The organism is Rhodococcus koreensis (genome assembly GCF_900105905.1).
Taxonomy (GTDB): Bacteria; Actinomycetota; Actinomycetes; order Mycobacteriales; family Mycobacteriaceae; genus Rhodococcus_F; species Rhodococcus_F koreensis.
The window spans coordinates 1,761,742-1,779,675 of record NZ_FNSV01000005.1; the positions used below are offsets into that span (position 1 = coordinate 1,761,742).

General features: G+C 68.9%; 17 protein-coding genes. 7 read left to right on the forward strand and 10 right to left on the reverse strand.

What is annotated here, in order from left to right; translation table 11 throughout:
* The first annotated feature begins 1 nt into the window (after position 1).
* A complete protein-coding gene (locus BLV94_RS12980) occupies positions 2-751 on the forward strand; it encodes a DNA-formamidopyrimidine glycosylase family protein (protein WP_072949037.1) in 750 nt (249 codons plus the stop codon).
* Here the strand turns inward: BLV94_RS12980 and BLV94_RS12985 are convergent.
* Both BLV94_RS12985 and BLV94_RS12990 read right to left on the reverse strand, forming a co-directional pair.
* Entirely contained in the window at positions 748-1,479 is a 732-nt protein-coding gene (locus BLV94_RS12985) for a DUF1353 domain-containing protein (RefSeq protein WP_072949036.1), read from the reverse strand. The two genes, BLV94_RS12980 and BLV94_RS12985, sit on opposite strands and share 4 nt — an antisense overlap.
* A 7-nt stretch (positions 1,480-1,486) precedes the next feature.
* Positions 1,487-2,065, reverse strand: coding sequence for a TetR/AcrR family transcriptional regulator (locus tag BLV94_RS12990; protein WP_072949034.1), 579 nt, complete (start codon positions 2,063-2,065; stop codon positions 1,487-1,489).
* A 53-nt stretch (positions 2,066-2,118) separates the two neighbouring features.
* Between BLV94_RS12990 and BLV94_RS12995 the strand changes: the two genes are divergently transcribed.
* Positions 2,119-3,078 (forward strand): oxygenase MpaB family protein, encoded by a 960-nt coding sequence (locus tag BLV94_RS12995; protein ID WP_072949032.1) that lies wholly within the window; start codon positions 2,119-2,121, stop codon positions 3,076-3,078.
* A gap of 184 nt (positions 3,079-3,262) precedes the next feature.
* Positions 3,263-3,799, forward strand: coding sequence for a hypothetical protein (locus BLV94_RS13000; RefSeq protein ID WP_072949030.1), 537 nt, complete (start codon positions 3,263-3,265; stop codon positions 3,797-3,799).
* On the opposite strand, the gene glpD is transcribed toward BLV94_RS13000, so the two are convergent.
* A complete protein-coding gene (glpD, locus tag BLV94_RS13005) occupies positions 3,777-5,519 on the reverse strand; it encodes a glycerol-3-phosphate dehydrogenase (protein WP_072949028.1) in 1,743 nt (580 codons plus the stop codon). The two genes, BLV94_RS13000 and glpD, sit on opposite strands and share 23 nt — an antisense overlap.
* A gap of 50 nt (positions 5,520-5,569) precedes the next feature.
* On the opposite strand from glpD, the gene glpK reads away from it, so the two are divergent.
* The gene (gene glpK / locus BLV94_RS13010) at positions 5,570-7,063 is read left to right on the forward strand and encodes a glycerol kinase GlpK (protein ID WP_072949026.1); all 1,494 of its coding nucleotides are present in this window, start codon (positions 5,570-5,572) and stop codon (positions 7,061-7,063) included.
* Here the strand turns inward: glpK and BLV94_RS13015 are convergent.
* Both BLV94_RS13015 and BLV94_RS13020 read right to left on the reverse strand, forming a co-directional pair.
* The gene (locus tag BLV94_RS13015) at positions 7,048-8,232 is read right to left on the reverse strand and encodes an aminotransferase-like domain-containing protein (protein ID WP_072949024.1); all 1,185 of its coding nucleotides are present in this window, start codon (positions 8,230-8,232) and stop codon (positions 7,048-7,050) included. The genes glpK and BLV94_RS13015 overlap by 16 nt on opposite strands.
* A gap of 168 nt (positions 8,233-8,400) precedes the next feature.
* Positions 8,401-9,804, reverse strand: a complete 1,404-nt coding sequence (locus BLV94_RS13020; RefSeq protein ID WP_072949022.1) for an NAD(P)H-quinone dehydrogenase — start codon at positions 9,802-9,804, stop codon at positions 8,401-8,403.
* A 116-nt stretch (positions 9,805-9,920) separates the two neighbouring features.
* Between BLV94_RS13020 and BLV94_RS13025 the strand changes: the two genes are divergently transcribed.
* Positions 9,921-10,382 carry a gamma-glutamylcyclotransferase family protein gene (locus BLV94_RS13025; protein WP_015890025.1) on the forward strand — a complete coding sequence of 154 codons (462 nt, stop codon included), beginning with the start codon at positions 9,921-9,923 and terminating at the stop codon, positions 10,380-10,382.
* A gap of 32 nt (positions 10,383-10,414) precedes the next feature.
* Here BLV94_RS13025 and BLV94_RS13030 read toward each other — a convergent pair whose 3' ends face one another.
* The 3 genes from BLV94_RS13030 to BLV94_RS13040 are packed head-to-tail and all read right to left on the reverse strand — an operon-like array spanning position 10,415 to position 13,434.
* Positions 10,415-11,566 (reverse strand): M20 family metallopeptidase, encoded by a 1,152-nt coding sequence (locus BLV94_RS13030; RefSeq protein ID WP_072949020.1) that lies wholly within the window; start codon positions 11,564-11,566, stop codon positions 10,415-10,417.
* Positions 11,563-12,723, reverse strand: a complete 1,161-nt coding sequence (locus tag BLV94_RS13035; RefSeq protein ID WP_072949019.1) for a M20 family metallopeptidase — start codon at positions 12,721-12,723, stop codon at positions 11,563-11,565. Before BLV94_RS13035 ends, BLV94_RS13030 begins: the two co-directional genes overlap by 4 nt.
* Positions 12,724-12,735: 12 nt before the next feature.
* Positions 12,736-13,434 (reverse strand): enoyl-CoA hydratase/isomerase family protein, encoded by a 699-nt coding sequence (locus tag BLV94_RS13040; RefSeq protein ID WP_072949017.1) that lies wholly within the window; start codon positions 13,432-13,434, stop codon positions 12,736-12,738.
* 20 nt (positions 13,435-13,454) lie between these two features.
* Between BLV94_RS13040 and BLV94_RS13045 the strand changes: the two genes are divergently transcribed.
* Together BLV94_RS13045 and BLV94_RS13050 are read left to right on the forward strand one after the other, a co-directional pair.
* Positions 13,455-14,237 (forward strand): purine-nucleoside phosphorylase, encoded by a 783-nt coding sequence (locus BLV94_RS13045; protein ID WP_072949057.1) that lies wholly within the window; start codon positions 13,455-13,457, stop codon positions 14,235-14,237.
* Positions 14,234-15,823, forward strand: coding sequence for a phospho-sugar mutase (locus tag BLV94_RS13050; protein WP_072949015.1), 1,590 nt, complete (start codon positions 14,234-14,236; stop codon positions 15,821-15,823). The genes BLV94_RS13045 and BLV94_RS13050 overlap by 4 nt, the downstream gene beginning before the upstream one ends.
* Before the next feature lie 8 nt (positions 15,824-15,831).
* Here BLV94_RS13050 and upp read toward each other — a convergent pair whose 3' ends face one another.
* Positions 15,832-16,455, reverse strand: coding sequence for a uracil phosphoribosyltransferase (gene upp, locus BLV94_RS13055; RefSeq protein ID WP_072949014.1), 624 nt, complete (start codon positions 16,453-16,455; stop codon positions 15,832-15,834).
* A 199-nt stretch (positions 16,456-16,654) separates the two neighbouring features.
* Positions 16,655-17,797 (reverse strand): RNA-guided endonuclease TnpB family protein, encoded by a 1,143-nt coding sequence (locus BLV94_RS13060; RefSeq protein ID WP_072949012.1) that lies wholly within the window; start codon positions 17,795-17,797, stop codon positions 16,655-16,657.
* Positions 17,798-17,934 lie beyond the last annotated feature (137 nt).

The following is a 17,934-nucleotide window of genomic DNA, read 5'->3' on the forward strand; positions in this document are numbered from 1 at the left end:
CATGCCCGAAGGCGACACCGTCTGGCGCACCGCCAACTCGCTGCGCGACGCCCTCGAAGGCAAGGTGCTGACCCGGTGCGACGTGCGGGTCCCGCGGTACGCCACCGTCGACCTGTCCGGCCAGCTCGTCGACGAGGTGGTCAGCCGGGGAAAGCACCTCCTCATCCGGGTCGGCGACCACTCCATCCACACGCACCTGAAGATGGAGGGTGCGTGGCACATCTACGCGCCGGACTCGAGGTGGCGGCGTCCGGCGCACCAGGCGCGCATCGTGCTGGCCACCGAGGACCGGGTGGCGGTCGGGTTCTCGCTGGGCATCACCGAGATCCTCCAGCGTGACGACGAGGAGTCCGCGGTCGGCCACCTCGGCCCCGACCTGCTGGGGCCGGACTGGGATGCAGGCACGGCGGTCCGCAATCTGCGGGCGGCCGGCGAGCAGCCCATCGGTCTCGCCCTCACCGATCAACGCAATCTGGCCGGTCTCGGCAACGTGTACCGCAACGAAGTCTGCTTCCTCCGCGGCGTCCACCCGTACACTCCGGCGGCCGAGGTGACCGACCTGCCCGCAATGGTCACGCTCGCGCATCGCATGATTCACGCCGACAAGAACAACTCGATCCGTCACCGGCCGTGGGTGTACGGGCGGGCCGGACAACGGTGCCGCCGCTGCGGGACGGTGATCGAAGGCCACGACCTCGGCCGCCAGGAGATCTTCTTCTGCACGTACTGCCAACCGCCAAAAGTGGTTTAGCGGAGGACCGTCGTCGGCGGCCCGAGCGGCGGGGGTCGGCGCGTGCGCCTGCGGCCGAGCAGCCAGGCGGCACCGTCCGGCACCCACAGCACCGCGGCTGTGCCGATCGTCAGCAGATACGTGGGCGCGATCAGGGGCAGCAGGATGCAGCCCAGCAGGGCGACGGGAAAGTCTCTGCGCCACAACAGCGATAGCAGCACCGGCACCGCGAGCAGGAGGGCGGCCAGGCCTAAATGCGAGGTCGCCACGGCCCACGGCACGCCCACCACCCAGCACAGCATCCCGAGCACCTGGTGGGTGATCAGCAGGAACCGGACGACGTCGGTGAACGTCCAGAACCGGCCGACCTCGACGCCGACCCAGAAGATGCGGCTGCGGAACGGTCCGACGCCTTCGTCGAGCAGGGCGAGCCGGAACAGTTCGTCCGCGTGGCGTCGCAGCGTGTTTCCCTCCTGCCCCAGCGCGCTCGCACGTTTGCAGAGGTCGTCGTGCATGATCGCGGGAAGCAGTTGCCGGCCGTACGGCGTGAGCAGACCCTGCAGCGGCGCGGGGATCGACGCGAGATCCGTGCGGAGCAGGCACGGCATCGGGGCGCAGCCGGGCACCGTCACCACCGTGTCGCCGTGGACGTAGACGAATTCGCCGACGAGTTGGAAGAACTTGCGGTCGAGTACCCGGAGTTCGGGTTGCGGGCGAGTCGGATCGTCCACGGACACCTGGAACGGCATGCGCACCTCACTCGTGGCCGGCCTTGTTTGCCTCCACCACCAGAGTGACGCAATGCGCGACGAATTGCTCGCGCGACGCGGCAACAGTTCCGTCGAGATATCCGATGAACAGGGTCGTGAGGGCGCCCACCACTCCGACGGCGACGAGTTGCTTCGTCACCTCGTCGTCGACGGCGGAGAGCTGGTCGTGCACGAGTCCGACGAAGCCGGGCATCAGGTCGATGCCCCGCCTGCTCAGCGCGGGTTCGGACAAGGGCGCCAGCAGCAGGACGCGGCCCATGGCGGGATCGTCGACCATCAGCTTCACGAACGCGTCCACGGCCGCCTCGGCGCGCTCGCGTGCGGTCTCGGTGGACGCCACCGCCGCCACGAGCGCGGCCTGCGCCTCGTCTCCCACCGCGGTGTAGACCGCGCGCACGAATTCGTCCCGGTCCCGGAACGACTCGTAGAAGTACCGTTCGGTCAGCGATGCCGCACGGCAGACGGCGCGCACGTTCACGGCGGGCCCGTCCGCCGCACCGAGCAGGGCGACGCCCGCCCGCAGCAGCGAATTCCGACGTGCTTCCCGCCGGTCCTCCAGCGTCACTCTTCTCGCCCCAATCCTTGACTACACGTGTTGTCAGATCCTAGTCTGACAACGTGCGTAGTCACTTGAACGCGGACGGTACGCCCGTCCCGGCCTCCGCTCCCGTTCCCCTCGGCCCCGATTCGCTGACCTGGAAGTATTTCGGCGACTGGCGCGGAATGCTGCAGGGCGTGTGGGCCGGGTCGATGCAGAACATGCACCCCGGTCTCGGCGCCGGCGTCGAGGAACACTCCCGCTTCTTCGACGAGCGGTGGGAGCGGCTCTACCGGTCGCTGTACCCGATCGGCGGCGTCGTCTTCGACGGCGACCGCGCCCAGCAGACCGCGGAGCAGGTCCGGGGATACCACGACAACATCAAGGGAATCGACAAACACGGCCGCAGGTACCACGCCCTCGACCCCGACACGTTCTACTGGGCGCACGCCACGTTCTTCATGGGCACCATCCTCACCGGCGACAATTTCATGGGTGGCCTCACCGAAGACCAGAAGCGACGCCTCTTCACCGAGCACATTCAGTGGTACCGCCTGTACGGGATGAGCATGCGCCCCGTCCCGGAGACGTGGGAGGCGTTTTGTGAGTACTGGGATCACATGTGCCGCAACGTGCTCGAGGACAACAAGGCCACCCGCGACGTCCTCGACCTGTCCGGGCTCGGCGCTCCCCCGTTCCTGTCGTGGCTGCCCGGCCCGGTGTGGGCGATCCTCCGCATCCCGGTGGCGAAAGGCTTCGTGTGGCTGACGGTCGGCATGTACGACCCATCGGTCCGCGACCTCCTCGGCTACCGCTGGACCACACGCGACGAGCGCCTGCACACTCTCGTCGGCCGCGCCGTGAGCGCCGTCTTCCGCCTCGTCCCCTGGCGGTACCGGTACCACCCGCGTGCCCGCGCCGGCTGGGACCGCGAGACCGGACGCGCCCCCACGCACGCGCCGCTCGTCCACACCCCGCGGCGCAATCTTCCCCCGGTCGACCGGCGCGACGACCCCCAGCACTACAGCCCGAAAGACTGAGTTCCCAGCGAGCTCACAGACAACGCCCACACTGCTCACGGGTTCCGGGACGACGCTGAATCACATGGAATTCATCGCTGTTTCAGCCCTCGTCGTCATGGCGCTCTCCGGGGTCGTCGCCGCACACGCACCGAAATCGCTCGTCCACACTCGCTGACCGCGTGCGCGTGGAATGCTCGGGGCCATGGAGTGGGACCTTCCGAAGCTCTTCAACCGCCCCGCGCAGCTAACCGACGCCCCGATCGACACCGAGCGTGTCGCCCGGCGCATCAGCGCCTACATCTACGGCAACATCCTCGTCCTCGCGGCGCTGATCCCCGTCACCAAGGCGCAGGAAACCGTCGGCATCGCGATCGTCGTCGGAGCCGCTCTGTCCACCTTCCTCGCGCACATATTCGCCGAGTCCGTCGGCCAGACACTGCGTCTCGACCGCACCCTCACCCGAGCCGAACGCAGCGGCGAACTCCGCGACAGCCTGCCCATCCTCACGTCGGCCATCGTCCCCAGCATCATCCTGTGCACCGCGCTGATCGGCTGGCTCGAGCCGAGGACGGCGCAGTTGATCGCCGAGCTGGTGATGATCACCCGGATCGCGTCGATCAGTTACGTGATCAGCCATCTCCGCCGCGAGAAGGTCACGTCCGGCACCCACTGGGCGGCGATCGGCCTCGCCGCCGTCGCAGCGGCCGTCGTGGTGATCAAGGTATTTCTGACACACTGACCGGCGGTTCGAGCAGTTCGACCCGCGATTCCGGTGCTGCCGCCCGCAACGCGTCGGCGGACAGGTCGTCCGGCTGCGCCTGCGACTGCACCTCCGCCTCCACCCGCGCCTGGTACGTCTTCACCTCGCGGTCGATGTCGTCGGCGTCCCAGCCGAGGACCGGAGCCACCAGTTGCGCCACCTGCTCGGCGCAGTTCACACCCCGATGCGAGTACTCGATCGCGATGCGGGTGCGCCGGGCGAGGATGTCGTCGAGATGCAGCGCACCCTCCGCCGCCGCCGCGTACACGACCTCGACCTGCAGGTAGGCGGGCGCGTCGGTGAGGGGCTGGAGAAGTTCCGGCTTCTCGGACGCCAGGTCGAGCACCTCGCCGATCAGCGAGCCGTAACGGTCCAGCAGGTGCTTCACCCGATACGGGTGCAGCCCGTACAGCTGGCCGAGGTGCACGGTCTGGTTGACCAGCGCGAAGTACCCGTCCGCACCCACGAGCGGCACCTTCTCGGTGATGGACGGCGCCATCCGCGCCGGAATGTCCTCGGCCGCGAGATCCACGGCGTCCTCGGCCATCACACGGTAGGTGGTGTACTTGCCGCCCGCGATGGCGACGAGGCCCGGTGCCACGCGCGCGACGGCGTGCTCGCGCGACAGCTTCGACGTCTCGTCGCTCTCCCCGGCGAGCAGCGGACGCAGACCGGCATAGACACCGTCGATGTCGTCGTGGGTCAGCGACGTCACCAGCACCTTGTTGACGTGACCGAGGATGTAGTCGATGTCGGCCTTGGTGGCCGCCGGATGCGCGAGGTCGAGGTTCCAGTCCGTGTCGGTGGTGCCGATGATCCAGTGACTGCCCCACGGGATGACGAACAGCACCGACTTCTCGGTGCGGAGGATGATCGCGGCGTCGCTGACGATCCGGTCGCGGGGCACCACGATGTGGACGCCCTTGGACGCGCGGACGCGGAACCGGCCGCGTTGCCGCGACAGCGCCTGGATCTCGTCGGTCCACACCCCGGTCGCGTTGATGACGACGTGCGCCTTCACGTCGGCGGTGCGCCCGTCCTCGCAGTCCCGGATGCGCACCCCGGACACCCGGTCCGCCTCCCGCAGGAAACCGACCACCTGCGTCGACGTCCGCACGACCGCACCGTAGTGGGCGGCGGTGCGGGCGACGGTCATGGTGTGCCGGGCGTCGTCGACGACGGTGTCGTAGTACTGGATGCCGCCGGACAGCGAGTTGCGCTTGAGCCCGGGCGCCATCCGCAGCGCACCCGCGCGGGTCAGATGCTTCTGCGGTGGAACCGATTTGGCGCCGCCCATCCGGTCGTAGAGGAAGATGCCTGCCGCCATGTAGGGCCGCTCCCACAGCCTGTGGGTGATCGGGAACAGGAACTTGAGCGGCTTCACCAGGTGCGGCGCGAGGGTGGTCAGCGACAGCTCACGCTCCCGGAGCGCCTCCCGGACCAGTCCGAACTCGAGCTGCTCGAGATAGCGCAGCCCGCCGTGGAACATCTTCGACGAGCGACTCGACGTTCCGGACGCGTAGTCGCGCGCCTCCACCAACGCCACCTTCAGCCCGCGGGTGGCCGCGTCCAGGGCCGCACCGGCACCGACCACACCACCGCCGATCACGACGACGTCGAACTGTTCGGTCTGCAGCTCGTCCCAGGCGGCATCGCGCTGCCGGGGACCGAGGAACTGCACACCAGGCTGACTACTCAACTCGGGCTCCTGTGAGATGACGACGGATTCATGCCCAGGCTAGTAGCTTCATGCGTGTGATTCAGTACATCGCCGCGATAGACCAGGGCACCACCTCCAGCCGCTGCATGATCTTCGATCACGACGGCGCCGTGGTGAGCGTCGCCCAGAAGGAACACGAGCAGTTCTTTCCGCGCGCAGGCTGGGTGGAGCACGACCCGCAGCAGCTGTGGATCAACACCCGCGAGGTGGTGGCGTCCGCGCTCGCGAAGGCCGACCTCACCAAACGCGACATCGCCGCGATCGGCATCACCAATCAGCGCGAGACGGCGGTCGTGTGGGACCGGAACACCGGAGAACCCGTGTACAACGCCATCGTCTGGCAGGACACGCGCACCGACGAGCTGTGCACGCAGCTCGGCGGCGACGAGGGCCCGGGCCGCTACCAGAAGCGCACCGGTCTACCGCTGTCCACGTATTTCTCGGGGCCGAAGGTCCGCTGGATTCTCGACAACGTCGACGGCGCCCGCGAGAGGGCGGAGGCGGGTGAGCTCTGCTTCGGCACGATCGACAGCTGGATTCTGTGGCACATCACCGAGGGCACCCACGTGACGGATGTCACCAACGCGTCCCGCACTCTGTTGATGAATCTCGAGACCCTCGACTGGGATCCGGAGATCTGCGCCGATTTCGGCATCCCGATGTCGATGCTGCCGGAGATCCGCAGCTCGTCAGAGATCTACGGCGTCGGACGCGAACGGGGAACGCTGCCGGGAGTGCCCGTCGCGGGGATCCTCGGCGATCAGCAGGCCGCGACGTTCGGGCAGGCCTGCCTGTCCGAAGGCGAAGCGAAGAACACGTACGGGACCGGGAACTTCCTGCTGCTCAACACGGGAACCACACCCGTGCACAGCAAGCACGGCCTTCTCACCACCGTCTGCTACAAGATCGGCGACGCACCTGCCGTCTACGCGCTCGAGGGGTCCGTGGCCGTCACCGGTTCGCTGGTGCAGTGGCTGCGCGACAACCTGGGAATCATCAGTTCGGCCAAGGACATCGAGGATCTGGCGAAGTCCGTCGACGACAACGGCGGCGCCTACTTCGTGCCCGCGTTCTCCGGGTTGTTCGCCCCCCGCTGGCGGCCCGACGCCCGCGGGGCGATCGTCGGGCTCACCCGGTTCGTGAACAAGGGCCACCTCGCCAGGGCCGCCCTCGAGGCCACCGCGTATCAGACCCGTGAGGTGATCGAGGCAATGCGCGCCGATTCGGGCGTCGAACTCGCCTCGCTCAAGGTGGATGGCGGCATGGTCGTCAACGAGACGCTCATGCAGTTCCAGTCCGACATCCTCGCGGTGCCCGTCATCCGGCCCGTCGTCAACGAGACGACGGCGCTGGGCGCCGCGTACGCCGCGGGCCTGGCCGTCGGCTTCTGGGAGAGCGAGGACGACATCCGCGCGAACTGGGCCGTCGACAAGACCTGGGAGCCCGGGATGGACGAGGCCGAGTGCACCCGGCTGTACGCCGAGTGGAACAAGGCGGTCGAGCGGACCTACGACTGGGCGTGATCGGCGTACGCGTCGCCGAGCCTCGCCGCCGCACCCGTCAGCACGTCTTCCGAACAGGTCGCGAAGCACAGCCGCAGAGCGCTCCGGTGCTCCGCGGCGACGCCGAACGCCGATCCGGGGACGAAGGCCACGCCGTGCTCGACGGCGGTCTGCAGCAGCGCCGCCGTGTCGACGTCGGCGCTTGTGAACTCGGTCCAGCAGAACATTCCGCCCACGGCCGAGGATACGCCGGCGCGGTCGCCGAACGTCGAGGCGACACCGTCGGCGAGTGCCCGGGCCCGGGATCCGTAGCGGGCGCGCAGCATCTCCAGGTGCAGGTCCAGCCACGACTCGTCCGACAGCAGTCCGGCGGCGATCTGGTGGGTCAGTGACGAACCGCAGAGGTCCGCACCCTGCTTGAGCAGTTCGACGGCCTCGCACACCCGCCGGTCGCCGTGCAGCCATCCGACCCGCAGCGCGGGTGCCAGGATCTTCGAGGCGCTCGACAACCGGATCACCCGGTCCGACAGCGCCGCGACGGGCGCGGGCGGCGGCCCGTCGAAGAAGAGTTCGCCGTACGGGTCGTCCTCGATCACCCAGAAGCCGAAGCGATCGGCCAGTGCGGCGAGGTGTTCCCGGCGACCGGCCGCCAGGACGACGCCGCGCGGGTTGTGGAAATTGCTCACCGTGTGGACGACCGTGGGCCGCAGTCCGGTCTCGAGCATGCCCTGCAGGGCGGCGGTGTCGATGCCGTCGGCGTCGAGTGGGACGGACCGGACGTCGGCCTCCGCGGCACGGAACACCTGCAGCGCTCCGGTGTATGCGGGTTCCTCGACGATCACGACGTCGCCGGGGTCGAGCAGCACCTGTGCGAGCAGGCTCAGCGCCTGCTGCGAGCCGTGCGTGACGACGACGTCTGCGGCGTCGAGCGGCCGGCCGATCTTCGCGCCCTCGCGGGCGGCGAGCACGTCGCGGAGCTTGCGCAGCCCGGTGGTCTCGCCGTACTGGACGGACGCCGGATCCGCGAGCGCGAGTTCGGCTTCCTTCCGGATCCGTTCCCGCGGAATGAATTCGGGATCCGGCAGCCCGCCCGCGAGACTGACCACGTCGGGCCGGGCGGTGAGGGTGAGAAGGTCACGGATGGCGGAGCTGTGCAGCCCCTCCATGCGGCGGGCAAGTGATTGCGGCATGTCGACTCCCAGGAGGCACGTCAAAGCGGAGATCAGGTGAGGAACACCCTGTCCGTCCTGGGTCTGCGGGGCGGGAGAGCGCCGAGGCACGGCCGATGATTTCGGACCGTGCCTCGACTATCTCACCGCGGGAGCCACTATGTGAAATGCGATTCTCACATTTCGGGATCAGTCCAGGTCGTCGTGCCGCATCAGCTGGCGAGCCGCCTCGGTGATCGACCCCGTCAGCGACGGGTACACCGAGAACGTCGCGGCGAGATCATTGACGGTGAGGTTGTTCTGGACGGCGATCGCGATGGGCAGGATCAGCTCCGACCCGTTGGGGGCCACCACCACGCCGCCGATCACCACACCGGTGGCCGGACGGCAGAAGATCTTCACGAAACCGCGGCGCAGCCCGGACATCTTCGCGCGCGGGTTGGTGTTGAGCGGGAGCATGACGGTGCGGGCCGGGACCTCGCCGTCGTCGATCGCGGCCTGGCTGACGCCGACGGTGGCGATCTCGGGGCGGGTGAACACGGCCGACGCCACCGTCTTCAGCTTGATGGGGCTGACGCCCTCACCGAGCGCGTGGTACATCGCGATGCGGCCCTGCATGGCGGCGACCGACGCCAGCGGCAGCAGGCCGGTGCAGTCACCCGCGGCGTAGATCCCGGACACCGGCGTCCGCGACACCCGGTCCACGCGCAGGTATCCGCCCTTGTCGAGCTCGATGCCGACCTTCTCCAGCCCGAGGCCCTGCGTGTTGGGCACCGAACCGACGGTCATCAGGGCGTGGCTGCCCTCGACGGTGCGGCCGTCCGCGAGGACGACGACGATGCCGTCCTCGGTGCGCTTGACGGCGTCGGCCCTGGCGTGCTTGACGAGGGTGACGCCGCGTTCGGCGAGGACGTCCTCGAGAACGAGGGCGGCGTCGGCGTCCTCACCGGGCAGGACGCGGTCGCGGCTGGACACCAGGGTGACCTTGACACCCATCTCGGTGTAGGCGGACACGAACTCGGCACCGGTCACACCGGAACCGACGACGACGAGGTGCGTGGGCAGCTCGTCGAGGTCGTAGAGGTCGCGCCACGTCAGGATCCGCTCGCCGTCCGGCTCCGCCCCGGGGATCACCCGGGGGCTCGCGCCTGTGGCAATGAGGACGACGTCGGCGTCGAGCGTCTTCTTCTCGCCGTTCTCAAGGGTCGCACACACCTGATGCGACGCCATGCCGAGCCGCTGGTCGGTGAGCTCGGCGGTGCCCGACAGCAGTTCGACACCCACGGTCTGCAGCCGCGTGCGGATGTCGGAGGACTGCGCCTGGGCGAGGCTCTTCACACGGGCGTGGATCTTCGGCAGGGCGACCGTGGCCTGCTCGGGATCGAGCGCAATCCCCAGGTCGGTGGCGCGCCGCATGTCGGTGCGCACTCCGGTGGAGGCGATGAAGGTCTTGGACGGCACGCAGTCGAACAGAACGCAGGCGCCGCCCACCCCGTCCGAATCGATCAAGGAGACGGAGGCGCCGTGCTGTGCGGCCACCAACGCTGCCTCGTATCCGGCAGGCCCGCCACCAATGATCACGATTCGGGTCATCTGTCCTCCAATTCACCTGTCGACCGGGGTCTCCGGCCAGCTTTTCCTACGATCGCAGCGCGTCGTGTCGTGCACTGCATGCAACAGATTACTAGCCACCGTTTAGGCTTGCCGCCGTGTCGATCTATGCCGCCTACGGGTCCAACATGCATCCCGAGCAGATGTTGCAGCGCTGCCCTCATTCGCCGATGGCGGGGACGGGCTGGCTGCACGGCTGGCGACTGACGTTCAGTGGCGGGGACATCGGCTGGGAGGGCGCACTCGCCACCGTGGTCGAGGACCCCGATTCCAAGGTGTTCGTCGTGCTGTACGACGTCCCCGAGGAGGACGAGGTCAGCCTCGACCGATGGGAGGGCTCCGAACTCGGCATCCACCGCAAGATCCGCGTCCGCGTGGACACCGTCGGCGAACCGGAACTCGCCTGGTTGTACGTGCTCGACGCGTACGAGGGCGGCCTGCCGTCGGCCCGCTACCTCGGGGTGATGGCCGACGCCGCGGAGATCGCCGGGGCCCCCGCCGACTACGTGCGCGACCTGCGTACCCGCAACAGCCGCAACGTCGGACCGGGCACCGAATAGCACCGCCCGGCAGAACCGCCTGGTGCTGCGCCTCAGCCCAGCACCAGGCTCGACAGCACCCGCACCCCGACGCCGAGCGCCCGCTCGTCCAGATCGAACGTGGGCTGGTGGATGTCGAGTTGCTCGCCGACGCCCGACCAGACGCCGAGCCGGGCCATCGCGCCGGGCACCTCTTCGAGATACCAGGAGAAGTCCTCGCCGCCGCCCGACTGCGGCGTGTCGGCGAGGGCGTCCGGGCCGACGGTGCGGATCGCGTCCTCGAACATGCGCGTCGACACCTCGTCGTTGACGACGGGCGGGACGCCGCGGCGGTAGTTCAGCTGATACCGCACCCCGGTGGGCGCCAGGAGTCCGTGGACGATCTCCCGGACCAGCGGCTCGAGCATCTCCCACGTCTCGTGATCGCCGGTCCGCACGGTGCCGGTCATCATGCCGGTCTGCGGGATGGCGTTCGGGGCCCGGCCGGCGCTCACGGCGCCCCACACCATGACGGTGCCGGTCCGCGGGTCGATCCGCCTGCTGAGCATGCCCGGCAGTCCGGTGACGACGGTTCCCAGTGCGAACACGAGGTCGGTGGTCAGGTGCGGACGCGACGTGTGGCCGCCCGGCGAGTCGAGCACGACCTCGATCGTGTCGGCCGCGGACGTGATCGCGCCCAGTCGCACCCCGACCCGCCCGGCCGCGAGCCGCGGATCGCAGTGGAGGGCGAAGATCCGCGACACACCCTCGAGCCGTCCGGCCGCGACGACCTCCAGCGCACCGCCCGGCATGACCTCCTCGGCCGGCTGGAAGATGAGCCGGACACCCACCGGCAGGTCGGGGATCTCGCTGAGGGCGAGACCGGTTCCCAGCAGGATGGTGGTGTGCGCGTCGTGCCCGCACGCGTGCGACACGCCCGGCACCGTCGACGAGTACGTGGCACCGGTGAGTTCCTGGAGCGGGAGCGCGTCCATGTCGGCGCGCAACGCGATGCGGGGACCGTCCGACGGCCCGAGATCGCACGTGAGCCCCGTTCCCCCGGGCAGCAGTTCGGGTGACAGTCCCGCCGCGGCCAGGCGGGTCGCCACGAATTCCGTCGTCGCGTACTCGTGTCGCGCGAGTTCGGGATTGGCGTGGATGTGCCGCCGCCACTGGGACAGTTCGTCGGTGTGAGCGAGAATCCATTTGTCGACTGCCGCGTTCACCGGCGATCAACTCCTTCCAACAGCCGCACCCGCTGTTCGTCGTCCGTCGCAGCGCGAACCGCCGTGCGAGCCAGGGCAATCGCTCCGTCGATCACGGCCAGGTCGGCGGATTCGGTGATGCACGCCGCCGCGAACTGCGGCTGATGCGTCACCGCACCTCCCGAGTCGAGGCCGATGATCGGGTGAATTCCGGGCAGGACGTTGGTGACGTTGCCCATGTCGGTGCTGCCCAGCGGGCGGACACCTTCCCATTCGAGCGGCAACGGCGTCCGTCCCATGTCGAGGATCTGCTCCCGGTACGTCGCCACCAGCCAGGGGTCCGGTGTCAGTTCCGTGTACGTGGGCGACACCGTGCGGATCTCGTGGGTACACCCGGTGGCGAGTGCCCCGGCCGCGAAGCACGCTTCCGCGCGGGCCGTCAGCTCGGACAGCGCCCACGCCGTCTCGGCGCGCAGGTAGTACAGCATTTCGGAGCGGGCGGGAACGATGTTGGGCGCGGTGCCGCCGTCGGAGACGATGCCGTGGATCTGCTGTCCCGGCGAGAGATGTTGGCGCAGCAGGCCGATACCGACCTGGGCGACGGTCGCGGCGTCGGCGGCGTTGCGCCCGAACTCCGGCGCCGCCGAGGCGTGCGCTTCGCGGCCGTTGAACGTGACCGCGATGTCGGCCAGCGCGAGCGACGTCGCTCCTGTGATGTCGATCGGACCCGGATGCACCATCAGTGCGGCCGCGACCCCGTCGAAGACACCCTTCTCGAGCATGGCGATCTTCCCGCCGCCGCTCTCCTCCGCGGGCGTCCCGATGACCCGCACCGTGATCCCGAGCCGTTCGGCCACCGTGGCGAGCGCGACTCCGGCGCCGACCGCGGACGCCGCGATGATGTTGTGCCCGCACGCGTGCCCGATCTCCGGCAGCGCGTCGTATTCGGCGCAGATGCCGATGACGAGGTCGCCGCTGCCGAATGTGGCGTCGAACGCCGTCGGCAGGTCCGCGATGCCCGTGCGCACGTCGAACCCGCTGCGTTTGAGCAGTTCGGTGATCTTCGCGACGCTCCGGAACTCCTCGAACGCGAGTTCCGGTTCGCTGTGGATCGAATGGGACAGCGCGATCAGATCGGTCTCGATTGACCTGACCGCCGCCTCGACATCCGCATTCACGTGCTCATTCTCTCACCCGAAGCTGAAGTTGCTCTTGTCCGTCGCCGTGGCGAGCGCGGCGAGGGCGTCGTGATGGATTCCGCGCTTGATCCCGGCCAGGTTGGCGCCGCGGGTCGCGGTGAGCGCGGCGGCCCGTGTCACAGCGGCGGAGAGGACGGCGTCCCCCTCCTCGATCTGGTCGACGATGCCCGCGGCGAGCGCGTCGGAACCGCCGTAGCGGCGACCGGTCGTCATCGCCTCGACCGCGGTCTGCTTGGGCAGGCGCGTGTTCAGGAGCGCAGACATCCCGACGGTGAACGGCATGTTCAGCGACACCTCGGGAAGGCAGTAGAAGCCGCGGTCGGCGCGCATCGCCCGGAAGTCGTGCGACGTGGCGAGCATTGCGCCGGCACCGAAAGCGTGCCCCCGGACGGCGGCGACGGTGGCCATCGGGAACGCGAGCAGGCGGCTGTAGATCGTGTGCACGCGGTCGAGGTAGTCCGGGAGCTTGTCCGTGTTGGTAAAGATCCACGTGGTGTCCAGACCGTTCGTGAAGAATTTGCCCGTCGCGGTCGTCACCAGCGCTGCGGGACCCTCGTGGGCTTCGACCTCGTCGAGCGCGGCGTGGGTGGCGTCGATCCAATCCGGGTGGAAGCGGTTCTCGTTGTCCGTCTCGCCCTCGGTACCGAGGTACAGGATGAATACGTCGCCGTCGCGATCGAGATAGGGCATGAGTGGAAGACTATCGCCTCATGGGAACGCCAGACGCCGCGGCCGCCGCGCTCGCCGCGCACACGAACTGCGCCGAACACTCGATCGCCGTCGTCCTCGGATCGGGGTGGAATGCCGCCGCCGACCGGTTCGGCGAATCACTCTGCACCGTCCCGATGGCCGACCTCCCGGGGTTCACCCCGCCGTCCGCCGCGGGACACGCCGGAACGATCCGCTCCGTGGAGGTGGGCGGCAAACGGATCCTCGTCCTGCTCGGCCGCACCCACGCCTACGAGGGCCATCCGCTGTCGTCCGTCGTCCACCCGGTGCGCACGGCCATCGCCGCCGGGGCGTCGACCGTCATCCTGACGAACGCCGCAGGCGGGATCCGCGAGGACTTCACCGTCGGACAGCCGGTGCTGATCAGCGATCACCTCAACCTCACGGCCCGGTCACCACTCGTGGGCGCCGAGTTCGTGGACCTCGTCGACGCGTACGACCCCGAACTGCGGGCCCTCGCCCGCGACATCGACGGTTCGCTCAGCGAAGGCGTCTACGCCGGTCTGCCGGGCCCGCACTACGAGACCCCGGCCGAGATCCGCATGCTGCGGACGATCGGCGCCGACCTCGTCGGCATGTCCACGGTCCACGAGACGATCGCAGCGCGGGCGCTCGGCGCCCGGGTCCTCGGGATCTCGATGGTGACGAACCTCGCGGCGGGCATCACCGGCGAGCACCTGAACCACGAGGAGGTCCTCGCCGCCGGCCGGGCGTCCGCCGATCGCATGGGCGGGCTCCTGCGAGAACTGGTGGAGCGCTTGTGAACGATCCGATCGCGGACTGGATCGACGCCGACCCCGACCCCGGCACGCGGGCGGAACTCGCGAACCTGTCCGCCGACGAGCTCGCCGACCGCTTCGCCGCGCCGCTGAGTTTCGGGACCGCAGGACTGCGCGGGCCGGTGCGGGCGGGCCCGAACGGCATGAACCTCGCCGTCGTGATTCGCACGACCGCCGGGCTGGGCGCATGGCTGAAAGATCGCTGCCTGGGCGGCTCCACCGTCGTCGTCGGGCGCGACGCGCGGCACGGATCGGAGAAGTTCGCCGTCGCCGCCGCGGAAGTGCTGGCGGGCGCGGGATTCTCGGTCGTCCTCCTCCCCCGGCCCCTGCCCACCCCGATCGTCGCGTTTGCGGTCCGCCGCCTCCGGGCCGCCGCCGGCGTGCAGATCACCGCCTCCCACAATCCCGCCGCCGACAACGGGTACAAGGTCTACCTCGACGGCGGCGCCCAGTTGATCTCGCCGTCCGACCGGGAGATCGAGGCGGCGATCACAAGGATCGGGCGGGCGGATCTCGTTCCCCGGATCCCGGTGACCCCGGCGTCCGAGGAACTCCTCGACCGTTACGTCGACCGGGTCGCGTCCCTGCCGAGGGGCGGGTCGCGATCCGTGCGGATCGCGCTCACCGCCATGCACGGCGTCGGCGGCGAGACCGCGCTCGCCGCACTGAAATCCGCCGGGTTCACCGACGTCCACACCGTCGCCGCGCAGTTCGACCCCGACCCGGACTTCCCGACCGTCGAGTTCCCCAATCCCGAGGAGCCGGGCGCCTCGGACGCCGTACTCGCGCTCGCCGCAGACGTCGACGCCGACCTCGCGCTGGCCCTCGACCCCGACGCGGACCGATGCGCGGTCGGTGTACGCGGGCCGGACGGCTGGCGGATGCTCCGCGGAGACGAGACGGGGGTCCTGCTCGGCGACCACGTCCTCGCATCCGCCCCGGCGGATTCACTCGTCGCGACGACGATCGTCTCGTCGGCACTCCTCGGGAAGCTCGCCGCGGCCCGCGGCGCCCGCTTCGCCCGGACTCTCACCGGCTTCAAGTGGCTCGTCCGGGCGGGCGAGGGTCTCGTGTACGCATACGAGGAGGCGATCGGTCACTGCGTCGACCCGGAGTCGGTGCGCGACAAGGACGGTATCTCCGCGGCGGTGGTGGCCGCCGACCTCGCGGCCACCCTGCGGGCGGACGGGGCGACACTCCTCGACCGGCTGGACGAGTACGCGCTCGAATTCGGGTTGCACGCCGGAGACCAGGTGTCGCGCCGCGTCACCGACCTCGCCGACATCACCGCGATGATGCGCCGGCTGCGGGCGGACCTGCCGGCCGAACTGGCCGGTGAGCCCGTCGAGGCCACCGATCTGGCGGAACTGCGCGGGCAGTCCCGGACCGACGCCGTCGTCCTCGCCGGGTCGACGGTCCGGGTGGTCGTGCGCCCCTCCGGGACCGAACCCAAGCTCAAGGGCTACCTGGAGGTGGTCGTCCCGGTGCCGGATCGGTCGGCGCTACCCACGGCGCGCGAGACGGCCGCGACGCGGTTGAACCTGTTGCGCGAGTTCGCCGAAGCCCTGTAGCCGAGGCGTCAGCGCGGCCCGAACTGGCGGTCACCGGCGTCGCCGAGGCCGGGCACGATGAACGCGTCCCCGTTCAGTCCCTCGTCGACTGCCGCGGTGACGAGTCGCACGGGATGGCCGGACGCCGTGAGGGCGGCAACCCCTTCGGGCGCCGCGACGACGCACACGGCGGTGACGTCCGTGGCGCCGCGGGCGACGAGCAGGTCGATCGTGTGCACCATCGAACCGCCGGTGGCCAGCATGGGGTCGAGGACGTACACCGGGATGCCGGACAGGTCCGCGGGGAGCGACTCGAGATACGGCACCGGCAGATGCGTATCTTCGTCGCGGGCCATGCCGACGAAACCGACTCGCGCCTGCGGGATCAGGCTGCTGGCCTGCTCGACCATGCCCAGCCCGGCGCGCAGGACAGGAACGAGTAGCGGCGGATGGCTGAGCCGCACCCCGTCGGTGGTCGCGATGGGGGTGACCACGTCGAACGTGTCGACCGGAGCCTCGCGCATCGCCTCGTACACCAGCATGTGCGTCAGCCTTCGCAAGGCGGCACGAAATGTGGCATTGTCGCTGCGCGCATCGCGCATCGTGGTCAGGAGGACTGCTGCGAGCGGGTGGTCGACGACGTGCGTGTTCATGCTCGAAGAATAAGGGGGCGCGCGTCGAGATTTCGCAGGAGCGCAATTCTCGGCGAATCGGGGGGTGGAACCGGATCGGTGTCCCCCCGCGTCCAATATGGTGACCGGTTTGACGTCCTCTCGGCCGTGAACGACCGAGATTCCCCTCGGGACTCACGTCTCGAGGTTCCTGTTTCACCGACAGTCGCCGCCCCACACGTTATGTGCGAGGTGGTCTCACACCGTCTCCGCAGGCTGCCACCGTCAGTCCGACGGCCAAAATATTCTTAGCGGCGTTCACGTCCCGGTCGTGGACGGCGCCGCATCGGCACGTCCACTCCCGCACGTCCAGCGGCATCGTCGACGCGATCTCCCCACACACCGAGCAGGTCTTCGACGACGGACAGAACCGGTCGATCGCCACCACCCGGCGCCCGTACCAGGCGGCCTTGTACTCGAGCATCGACCGGAACTCGGACCACCCCGCATCCGAGATCGCCCGAGACAACGACCGATTCTTCACCATATTCCGCACACTCAGATCCTCGATGGCGATCACTTGATTTTCGCGCACCAGCCGAGTGGAAAGTTTGTGCAGATAATCGCGGCGACGATCGGCGATCCGACCATGAATCTTCGCGACCTTCAGTCGAGCCTTGACCCGGTTCCGGGACCCCTTCTCCTTCTTGGCCAGCACCCGCTGCGCTTTCGCCAGCCGCTCACGGTCCCTGCGCTCGTGGCGCGGGTTGGTGATCTTCTCCCCCGTCGAGAGTGTGTAGAGGCTGGTGATCCCGGCATCGAGCCCGACCACCCGATCGGTCGGCTCGAGTTCGCTGATGGTGTCCTCGACGAGGATCGAGATGTGGTACTGACCGCGAGCATTGCGCGACACCGTCACCTGCGACGGTGTCACCCCCTCCGGTAGCGGCCTCGACCACCGGATCTCCAGGGGTTCGGACTGCTTGGCCAACCGGAGCTGCCCGCCGCGGTAGCTGAAGCAGTTCGAGAAGTAGGTCGCCGAATCCTTCGACTGCCCCTTCCTCTTGAACTGCGGGTAGCCGGCCTGCGTGCGCCAGAACCTCTCGAACGCACCCTGCAACTGCCGCAGCGACTCCTGCAACGGCCCCTTCGACGGCTCCGCCAACCACTCCGTCTCCGCGTCCCGCTTCCACCCGGTGAGCATCTTCGAGGTGTCGCTGTAGGTGACCCGTCGCTGCTCCTGCGACCACGCCCGCGACCTCTCCGCCAACGCCCGGTTGTAGACATACCGGGTACACCCGAACGTCCGAGCAAGCTGTTCCGCCTGCACCGCAGTCGGATAGAAACGAAACTTGAACGCCCGCTTCACCACCCTCCCCGCCATAACCCAGACACTAGCCACACAGTCCGACAAACCAGATCGGCTATCCCGGACCTGAAGGACCGGGTTTGCGCCGAAAGACTCACGGATCAAATCCGACTGGGGGGATGACGATGAACGACTTGAGGGCGGATACCGCG

Coding starts and splice junctions, on each gene's coding strand:
- BLV94_RS13015 (WP_072949024.1), bottom strand. CDS start 8,232: ATGCCGCAATCACTTGCCCGCCGCATGGAGGGGCTGCACAGCTCCGCC.
- BLV94_RS12985 (WP_072949036.1), bottom strand. CDS start 1,479: ATGCCGTTCCAGGTGTCCGTGGACGATCCGACTCGCCCGCAACCCGAA.
- BLV94_RS13045 (WP_072949057.1), top strand. CDS start 13,455: ATGGGAACGCCAGACGCCGCGGCCGCCGCGCTCGCCGCGCACACGAAC.
- BLV94_RS13040 (WP_072949017.1), bottom strand. CDS start 13,434: ATGCCCTATCTCGATCGCGACGGCGACGTATTCATCCTGTACCTCGGT.
- BLV94_RS13000 (WP_072949030.1), top strand. CDS start 3,263: ATGGAGTGGGACCTTCCGAAGCTCTTCAACCGCCCCGCGCAGCTAACC.
- upp (WP_072949014.1), bottom strand. CDS start 16,455: ATGAACACGCACGTCGTCGACCACCCGCTCGCAGCAGTCCTCCTGACC.
- BLV94_RS13020 (WP_072949022.1), bottom strand. CDS start 9,804: ATGACCCGAATCGTGATCATTGGTGGCGGGCCTGCCGGATACGAGGCA.
- BLV94_RS13060 (WP_072949012.1), bottom strand. CDS start 17,797: ATGGCGGGGAGGGTGGTGAAGCGGGCGTTCAAGTTTCGTTTCTATCCG.
- glpK (WP_072949026.1), top strand. CDS start 5,570: ATGCGTGTGATTCAGTACATCGCCGCGATAGACCAGGGCACCACCTCC.
- BLV94_RS12980 (WP_072949037.1), top strand. CDS start 2: ATGCCCGAAGGCGACACCGTCTGGCGCACCGCCAACTCGCTGCGCGAC.